Annotated in this window: 9 protein-coding genes and 2 tRNA genes; all 11 read left to right on the forward strand. The window is 43.8% G+C overall.

All coding sequences use genetic code 11. The features are described from left to right. Window positions 1-150: 150 nt before the first annotated feature. The 11 genes from BN3456_RS01060 to BN3456_RS01110 all read left to right on the forward strand — a co-directional run bounded on the left by BN3456_RS01060 (window position 151) and on the right by BN3456_RS01110 (window position 9,043). Window positions 151-903: an exodeoxyribonuclease III gene (locus BN3456_RS01060; protein WP_089982144.1), complete on the forward strand. Its 753-nt coding sequence runs from the start codon at window positions 151-153 to the stop codon at window positions 901-903. 26 nt (window positions 904-929) lie between these two features. Then, the gene (locus BN3456_RS01065; protein WP_089982145.1) at window positions 930-1,925 is read left to right on the forward strand and encodes a CobW family GTP-binding protein; all 996 of its coding nucleotides are present in this window, start codon (window positions 930-932) and stop codon (window positions 1,923-1,925) included. A 57-nt stretch (window positions 1,926-1,982) separates the two neighbouring features. Beyond that, complete coding sequence (locus BN3456_RS01070; RefSeq protein ID WP_089982146.1) at window positions 1,983-2,930, forward strand: TIGR03943 family putative permease subunit; 948 nt, start codon at window positions 1,983-1,985, stop codon at window positions 2,928-2,930. Window positions 2,931-3,086: 156 nt separating this feature from the next. After that, complete coding sequence (locus tag BN3456_RS01075; protein WP_089982147.1) at window positions 3,087-4,043, forward strand: carbohydrate kinase family protein; 957 nt, start codon at window positions 3,087-3,089, stop codon at window positions 4,041-4,043. A gap of 133 nt (window positions 4,044-4,176) precedes the next feature. Further along, on the forward strand, window positions 4,177-4,425 hold the full coding sequence (locus BN3456_RS01080; protein WP_089982148.1) for an HPr family phosphocarrier protein: 249 nt from the start codon (window positions 4,177-4,179) through the stop codon (window positions 4,423-4,425). A gap of 186 nt (window positions 4,426-4,611) precedes the next feature. Beyond that, entirely contained in the window at window positions 4,612-5,943 is a 1,332-nt protein-coding gene (glnA, locus tag BN3456_RS01085) for a type I glutamate--ammonia ligase (RefSeq protein ID WP_089982150.1), read from the forward strand. 75 nt (window positions 5,944-6,018) lie between these two features. Further along, window positions 6,019-6,567, forward strand: a complete 549-nt coding sequence (locus tag BN3456_RS01090) for an ANTAR domain-containing response regulator (protein ID WP_089982151.1) — start codon at window positions 6,019-6,021, stop codon at window positions 6,565-6,567. 22 nt (window positions 6,568-6,589) lie between these two features. Continuing rightward, window positions 6,590-7,423, forward strand: a complete 834-nt coding sequence (gene dapF / locus BN3456_RS01095; RefSeq protein WP_089982153.1) for a diaminopimelate epimerase — start codon at window positions 6,590-6,592, stop codon at window positions 7,421-7,423. 25 nt (window positions 7,424-7,448) lie between these two features. Further along, a complete protein-coding gene (locus BN3456_RS01100; RefSeq protein ID WP_089982154.1) occupies window positions 7,449-8,663 on the forward strand; it encodes an LL-diaminopimelate aminotransferase in 1,215 nt (404 codons plus the stop codon). A gap of 182 nt (window positions 8,664-8,845) precedes the next feature. Continuing rightward, window positions 8,846-8,916: transfer RNA gene (locus BN3456_RS01105), tRNA-Gln, on the forward strand. 53 nt (window positions 8,917-8,969) lie between these two features. Next, window positions 8,970-9,043: transfer RNA gene (locus BN3456_RS01110), tRNA-Pro, on the forward strand. Window positions 9,044-9,378 lie beyond the last annotated feature (335 nt).

Below are 9,378 nucleotides of genomic sequence, written 5' to 3' on the forward strand. Positions count from 1 at the left end.
TGTTTTTGTGGTGATTACATTATACACGAAATAGGGGGGTCATTGCTATTTTATTTGTAAAAGTGGATATAACCCTTGAAAATAAAAGGTTTTAAATAAAAATAGGGCTGTAAAACTTTACAGTACCCACCGGGAGATAAGGAGGAATACATGAAATTTATATCATGGAATGTAAATGGAATCCGCGCATGTGTGCAAAAGGGCTTTATGGATTTCTTCCTTCAGGCGGACGCGGATATATTCTGCCTGCAGGAAACAAAGATGCAGGAAGGGCAGCTGGAACTGAATCTGGAAGGGTATTATCAATATTGGAATTATGCGGTTAAGAAGGGGTACTCGGGAACGGCTATATTTACAAAAAAAGAGCCTTTGTCTGTGGTATATGGAATCGGAATTGAGGAACATGATCAGGAGGGGCGCGTTATAACTTTGGAATTTGAAGATTTCTTTTTTGTTACGGTGTATACGCCAAACTCCCAAAATGAGCTTGCAAGGCTTGACTACCGCATGAAGTGGGAGGATGATTTTAGGGCTTACCTCAAAAAGCTTGAAGAGAACAAACCGGTTATAGTTACGGGGGATATGAATGTGGCTCATCAAGAAATCGATTTGAAAAACCCAAAGACAAACCGGAAAAATGCCGGATTTACGGATGAGGAACGAGAGAAATTCACAGAGCTTCTGAATGCCGGGTTTATTGATACGTTCCGGTACTTTTATCCAGATCAGGAAGGAATTTATTCCTGGTGGTCGTATCGCTTTCGTGCAAGAGAAAAGAATGCAGGGTGGCGTATTGACTATTTCTGCGTCTCAGAAAGTTTAAAGCCCAGACTGGTTGATGCAAAGATACTTACAGAGGTTATGGGCTCTGACCATTGCCCCGTTGAATTGGACATACAATAAAACAAATGACACAGGAGGCAGTTATTTTGACTAAAATTGATATTATTTCCGGGTTTTTAGGAGCCGGGAAGACAACATTTATTAAGAAAATGCTGAAGGAAGCATTTAAGGGGGAGCAGGTCGTACTCATTGAAAATGAGTTTGGAGAAATTGGGATAGATGGGGGATTCCTGAAGGAATCGGGAATTGAGATCCGTGAGATGAATTCCGGGTGTATCTGCTGTTCTCTGGTCGGCGACTTCGGCGAATCTCTAAAGGAAGTGGTGGCTACATACCACCCGGACAGAATTATAATAGAACCCTCGGGCGTGGGAAAACTTTCAGATGTCATAAAGGCGGTTCAAGATGTACAGGGCGAACTGGATGCTAAGCTCAACAGCTTTACTACAATGGTAGATGCCACAAAGTGCCGGATTTATATGAATAACTTTGGAGAATTTTTCAGTAATCAGGCAGCATACGCCGGGGCAATTATTTTGAGCCGCACGGACAAGGCAAAACCAGAGAAAATAGAAGAAAGCTGTCAGGTTCTCAGAAAGCTGAACGAAAAGGCTCCAATTATCACAACACCGATTGAACAGCTGACAGGGGAAAAGCTTTTGGAAATTATGGAGGGCAGCAAGTCCCTGGAAGAAGAGCTGCTGGCTGAAATTACTTGTCCCGAGTGCGGAGAACATCACGAACCAGGCGATACATGCGGCTGCGGACATGACCATCATCATCATGAGCATGGTCATCACCATGCAGATGAGGTCTTTTCAAGCTGGGGCCGTGAAACAATCCGGAAGTATACAAGAAAAGAAATTGAGGACATCCTGACAGCTTTGGAAAAAGATGAAACATTAGGAGTTATTCTTCGTGCTAAAGGAATGGTTGCTGGTGACGGTGAATGGATTTATTTCGACATGGTGCCGGAAGAACATGAAGTGCGCAGCGGTGCAGCAGAGTATACAGGCAGAATCTGTGTAATCGGCTCAAAATTGAATGAAGCAAAGTTGGCTGAATTATTTAAAGCAGAATAAACTGCCGGCGTAAATCATACCGGCTGAGAATCCGCAGGGAGAATTGGAGAGGAAGAAATGACAGAACCTGATGTAATGGTTTATCTGATGACGGGATTTCTGGACAGTGGTAAAACAGAGTTTTTGAATTTTACACTCAAACAGGATTATTTCCAGGTTGACGGCACAACACTTTTAATTCTATGCGAAGAAGGGGAAGGTGAGTACAGTCCCCAGGATATGTTAAAATATAAAGTGAAGATAGAGCGCGTGCGGGATCAGGCGGATCTGCATGAAGAATGGCTTGAAAAGATGGATAAGAAGTATCACCCAGAGCGTGTTGTTGTAGAATATAACGGCATGTGGAAGGTCAGTGATTTTGAGAAACTAAAGCTGCCCCGGGGCTGGGGGATTGAGCAAAAGATAACTACGGTAGATGCCAGCACCTTCCAGATGTATCTCACAAATCTGAAACCACTGTTTGTGGAGATGGTTCGAAATTCGGAGCTGGTGATTTTTAACCGCTGCTCGGACAAAAAACCTCTGGCAGGTTACAGGCGCAGTGTGAAGGTTGTAAGTCCCCGGGCCGAAGTTATATTTGAAGATGGAAACGGCGAAGTGGACGACATTTTCGAGGGTGATGTTCCCTATGACCTGGATGCTCCGGTGATTGAGGTGCGCCGTGAAGATTATGGAATCTGGTATGTGGATGTGATGGACAATCCGGACCGGTATAAGGGAAAGACTGTAGAGTTTACGGCAAAAGTGGTAAAGCCGAAAGGCTTTCCCTCCAAGGTGTTTTTTCCGGGACGCATGGCAATGACCTGCTGTGCAGATGACACTACATTCCTCGGTTATGTTTGCAAAAGTGCCTATACACCTAAATTGAATCCGGGACAATGGGTAACCGTGCGGGCGAAGGTGGACTTCAAGAGAGTATCTGTGTACCGCGGTGAAGGGCCTGTTCTGGAGGCAGAATATATAGAAACAGCAGATCCTATCGAGGAGCTGGTGTATTTCAATTAGAGACAAAGACCCCGCAGCAGGCTGACGGGGCATCAAACTTGTAGCGCAGCAAGCTGCGGGGTATTTGACCCTCGCGGCAGTCGCCAAATGGAAATGCAAGCATTTCCATTTGGCTCGTTGCTCGCGGGAATAAACCAATATGAAGGAGAGACGGTTATGGAAAAGAAGTTAGATGTAATCGCACTGGGAGAGTTATTGATTGATTTTACAATGCACGGAGTGAGTGAGCAGGGAAACAATATGTTTGAAGCCTGCCCCGGCGGGGCACCCTGCAATGTTCTTGCTATGTTGAATAAGCTTGGAAAGAAAACGGCACTTCTCGGAAAGGTAGGAACAGATCAGTTTGGCGTTCTGCTAAAAAATACTTTAGACGAGGCGGGAATCGACACCTCTAATCTCCAGATGGATGCAAATGTCAACACAACACTGGCCTTTGTTCATACATACCCTGATGGAGACCGCGAGTTTTCTTTTTACAGAAATCCGGGAGCAGACATGATGCTGACAGAAGAGGAAGTTGACCCTGAATTTCTGAAGCAGTCAAAAATCTTACATTTTGGGTCACTTTCAATGACTCATGAAGGCGTCCGGAAGGCGACGAAGAAGGCTTTGGGTATCGCAAAGGAGAATGGCCTTCTGATTTCTTTTGACCCCAATTTACGTCCTCCTCTCTGGAGCTCTTTGGATTTGGCGAAAGAACAGATGGAGTATGGCTTCGGGTTCTGTGATGTCCTGAAAATTTCAGACAACGAGGTTCAATTTGTTTCCGGCAAAGAGGATTATGATGAAGCGGTTCAGTATCTTCAGGAAAAGTATCATATTCCGTTGATTCTGCTTACCATGGGAAAGGATGGAAGCCGGGCTTATTATAAAGATATGCGGGTGGAGAGAAAAGGCTTTAAGATGAACACAATTGAAACAACCGGTGCCGGAGATACTTTCTGCGGAAGTGCACTGTTTTATATACTGGAGTATGGACTTGAGAACCTCACGGAGGAGAAACTGCAAGAGATGCTTACCTTTGCAAATGCAGCGGCTGCATTGATTACCACGCGGAAGGGTGCCATACGTTCCATGCCGGAAAAAGAAGAGGTGCTTCAAGTGATAAAATGATTAGAAAAGTCCTCTTTTCTTCTCTCACAAAATGGTGTATAATCAACTCTGTTTTAAAAAATAATTGCCGCGTACAGATAGAGTTACCAAAAGCGGCACAAAATTATTTGTGAGAAAGTAGGAGGATAAAGTTATGATGGGAGGAACATCGGCTGCAAATGCGGTAAGCCTGAGATTTTTAACGTTGGATGAGATTCAGGAATTTGTATGGATGGTCATGAATTATAAAGGGGACACGGATTTGGTTCAGGGAAAGAAAACAGTAGATGCAAAATCTATTTTAGGAATCTACAGTTTGAATATACAGGAACAAATGGAACTTCTGGTGCATAATGGTGATTTCGAACAGCTTAAGGATCAAATCGGTAAATTTATAAGATAGTGCGCGAAGAAAGATTGACATTTCTTCGTCAAATAATTATAATAGTACAAAACAAGGGTGTTTTTCGCAGGAAAAGCATCCCTTTTTGAATTATGGAAAGATTTGGAACAGCAGAAATTTTTTTCAGAAAAGTAAAAAGTGTTAATACAAAGCAGCATGTTGATTTTGTGGATAGGAGGTAATACTATGCATAATTATACCAGAGAAGACATCCTGAAGCTGGTGGAGGAAGAGGATGTGGGGTTTATCCGTCTTCAGTTTACGGATATTTATGGCACGATGAAAAACATGGCTGTCACCGCAAGCCAGCTGAAGAAGGTACTGAACAATGAATGTATGTTTGACAGTTCTGCCATAAAGGGGTATCCAAAATCAGAATCACCGGATATGTATCTGTATCCCGACTTGAATACATTTGAGATATTTCCGTGGAGGCCGCAGCAGGGTAAAGTGGCACGTTTTATCTGTGATGTACACCGCCCCGATGGCAGACCCTATGAGGGCGGATCCAGATATATCCTGAAAAGGGCTGTCCGTGAGGCAGCAGAAATGGGATATACCATGAATGTGGGGCCGGAGTGTGAGTTTTTCCTGTTTCACACAGACGAAAATGGACTTCCGACAACTATTACCCATGAACAGGGAGGCTATTTTGACGTAGGTCCTCTTGACCTTGGAGAAAATGCAAGGAGGGATATGGTTCTTACACTGGAGCAGATGGGATTTGAAATAGAAACGTCTCATCATGAAATTGCCCCGGCACAGCATGAGATTGATTTTCGGTATGATGAGGCGCTTGCTGCGGCAGACAATATTATGACCTTCAAGCTGGTTGTCAGAACTATTGCCAAACGCCATGGACTGCATGCCACATTTATGCCTAAGCCTAAGAGTGAGGCACACGGTTCAGGGATGCATATTAATCTGTCATTGTCAAAAGGAGGCACCAATATATTTCATGACAGAAGTGATCAAAATGGTCTGAGCCAGGAGGCATATTATTTTATAGGGGGTTTGTTCCGGCATATGAAGGCTATCACATGCATAGCGAATCCTACCGTGAACTCTTATAAGAGATTTGTACCCGGGTATGAGGCCCCCGTATATATGTCATGGTCTGCCAAAACGAGGAGCCCTTTAATCCGCATTCCTTCTGTGGAAGGAGAAAAGACGAGAATCGAGCTGAGAAGTCCGGATCCGTCAGCAAATCCATACCTGGTACTGGCAGTCTTGCTGGCAGCCGGAATGGATGGTATTAAGAATAAAATCATGCCCCAGAACAGTGTGGATGAAGATATTCAGGATATGTCGGCTGAGCAGTTGGAACAGCTGCAATTGGAGGCACTTCCGGGAAGTCTTTTGGAGGCGGCTTATGAGTTGGAGAAAGATACCTTCATCCGTGTCGTGCTGGGCGAAGAGCTGGCAGCAAAAATGATTGCTGCGTATAAGAAGGAATACCGGGATTACAGTATGCAGGTCACAGAATGGGAGCTTGCTAACTATCTTAATAAAATGTAACGCCTTTTGGTGAGGAACTGTTACACACTGAAAACTTATATAACTTGAAGAGAAGGTCGGGAGGTATGAGCGGGTATGAGCAGCGTCATAGTTGTGTTCCCCAAAAAAGAGACAGCAACAAATATTCGCAACATATTAGTACAAGGTGGTATTGATATAGCAGGTATCTGTACTACCGGTGCCCAGGCTCTTCAGTGTGCAGATGATTTTGACAGCGGTATTATTATATGTGGATATAAGCTGCAGGATATGTTATATTCAGAACTGCGAGAGTGGCTTCCCGAGACATTTGAAATGCTGCTGGCAGCCTCCCCTGATAAGATCAGAGAAGAGTTGATGGAGGGTATTGTGGGCCTGCCTGCCCCGGTAAAAGTGTATGATCTTCTGAATACCGTAGAAATGATGCTTCAAACCCTCCGAAAGAAACAGAGGAAACGCCGAGAGGCGGCAAAGAGCCGGAATCCCGAACAAAAGGCAGTCATTAATGAAGCGAAGGCCCTGCTTATGGAGCGCAATCAAATGACGGAAGAAGAAGCTCACCGGTATCTGCAGAAAAGCAGCATGGACAGCGGAACGAAGATGCTGGAAACTGCGCAGATGATACTGACAATTATGTCAGAATAAGTTACATGAGGAGAATGAAAAAGTGAATTTTACAAAAATGCAGGGTTTGGGAAATGACTATGTTTATGTAAATGGTTTTGCGGAAAAGATAGAAAATCCAGGAGAACTTGCGGTGAAGGTAAGTGACAGACATTTTGGGATAGGTGCAGACGGTCTGATATTAATCAACCCGTCTGCAGCAGCTGATTTTCAAATGGATATGTATAATGCAGATGGTTCCAGGGGTGAAATGTGTGGAAATGGAATTCGCTGTGTAGCTAAATATGTCTATGATTATGGCCTTACCAATAAGACCCGGCTATCGATAGAAACTTTGGGAGGAATAAAGTATCTGGAACTGACAGTTGAAAATGGAAAAGTTGTACAGGTTTGTGTGGATATGGGTAAACCGGAATTAAAGCCTGAAAGGATTCCTATTGTGGCAGATGGGGATACCGTGATAAATGTCCCCATAGAAGTAGATGGCCGGGAATACAAAATGACAGGTGTTTCGATGGGCAATCCTCATGCGGTTATATTCATGGACGATATTGCACATCTGGATATTGAACAAACAGGCCCTAAATTTGAAAACCACGAATGTTTCCCTAATCGTATCAATACTGAATTTGTAAAAGTTTTGGATAGGAACACAATAGAAATGAGAGTCTGGGAGCGCGGTTCTGGTGAGACTCTTGCCTGCGGAACCGGTGCCTGTGCAGTTGCAGTTGCCTGTGTGCTGAATGGGCTTACGGAGGATAAAGTTACAGTAAGACTGCTGGGCGGCGACTTATATATAGAGTGGGACCGGGAGAAAGACACTGTCTATATGACGGGTCCTGCCGAAGTTGTATTTGACGGAGAATGGAAGGACTAACGTAACAGCTTTAAAGGAGAAAATAATGTTTAAAATTAATGATAATTACCTGAAGTTACCTGGAAGTTATTTATTTTCAACGATTGGAAAAAAGGTGAAGGCATACACAGAGGCTAATCCGGATAAATCCATAATCCGGCTTGGTATAGGCGATGTGACACAACCCCTTGCACCGTCCATTATAGATTCCCTGCACAGCGCGGTAGATGAAATGGGGAATGCAGAGACATTTCATGGCTATGCACCCGATTTGGGGTATGAGTTTCTGAGAAATGCTATGGCGGAGAATGATTATAAAGCGCGGGGATGCGACATTTCTCCGGATGAAGTGTTTATATCTGACGGGGCAAAGTGTGATTCCGGAAATATCCAGGAAATATTCAGTGTAGACAATAAGATCGCTGTGTGTGACCCGGTATATCCCGTATATGTGGATACAAATGTCATGGCCGGGAGGACAGGAACCTATAATCCGCAGACCGAGGTGTGGAGCAATGTCATATACATGCCCTGCACGGCCCAGACAAACTTTGCACCGGAGCTGCCAAAAGAGACGCCGGATATTATCTATCTATGTTTCCCCAACAATCCTACGGGATCCACCATTACGAAACCCCAGCTTCAGGAGTGGGTGAACTATGCAAATAAAGAAGGGGCAGTCATTATCTACGATGCAGCGTATGAGGCCTATATTACCGAAGAGAATGTCCCTCACACAATTTATGAATGTGAAGGTGCAAGAACCTGCGCAATTGAACTCAGAAGCTTTTCAAAAAATGCAGGATTTACAGGGGTGCGTTTAGGCGCAGCAATCATACCGAAAGACCTAAAATCCGGTGATGTAACCCTCCACTCCCTATGGGCAAGACGACACGGGACAAAATACAATGGTGCCCCGTACATCGTACAGAGAGCCGGAGAGGCCGTTTACTCCCCCGAGGGGAAAGAACAGGTGAAAAAACAAGTAGCGTACTATATGAACAATGCAAAAGTTATCTATAAAGGATTAGAAGATGCTGGTTATACCGTATCCGGAGGAGTCAACGCTCCCTATATCTGGCTGCAGACCCCAAAAGGAATGACCTCATGGGAATTCTTTGATTACCTTCTGGAAAAAGCCAATGTAGTAGGAACACCCGGCTCAGGCTTTGGCCCCAACGGCGAAGGCTACTTCCGCCTTACCGCATTCGGAAGCTATGAAAGCACAGTAGCGGCCCTCGAAAGAATAAAAGGGATGTAAAAAGGGGTCAAAAAGGGGTCCCAAAAGGGGTCAGACCCTTTTGAGCTCCGAAGTCAGAATATTCTGAACAGGGATAAATTCCGGCGACAAATTTCTTGAAAAAAATTGAAAAAAGTACTTGATTTTTTCGTCAACTCTGATATAATAATTATGTTGCGTCTGACACGGACGAAACATGGTGATGCGGATTGGTGTAATGGCAGCACAGCAGACTCTGACTCTGTTAGTAGAGGTTCAAATCCTCTATCCGTAGTTTAAAGATTTACAAGGGTAAATTTTAAATATTAATAAAAGAAGATCGTACATCGGAGTGTGGCTCAGCTTGGTAGAGCGCTACGTTCGGGACGTAGAGGTCGCGTGTTCGAATCACGTCACTCCGATTACTGGGAAGCCAGTAAACACAAGGGTTTGCAAGCACATTGCAAGCCCTTTTACTTTGCTACTTTTGGTTTACCTAAGAATTTTACCTAAGAATTTTTTTCGAATTAAGGATAATTGACGATATACAGTTCAAACATTTTGAGTAAATCAATAATAAGAACTATACATTAGGTTTAAAATTATGTAGCATTAATAGAAATAGAATTTCTTGAGTTTCCGCAAAATGTAATTTCAAAAGAGATAACTTCTTCTAAAGTACCAATCTGTCCTATTTTTGAAAAAAATGAAAAGACAGTATTGTGAATAGAGGTACTGAAATAAGCCCCGCCGGAAC

It is taken from the genome of Clostridium sp. C105KSO13 (assembly GCF_001517425.1).
In the GTDB taxonomy this organism is placed as follows: domain Bacteria; phylum Bacillota; class Clostridia; order Lachnospirales; family Lachnospiraceae; genus Muricomes.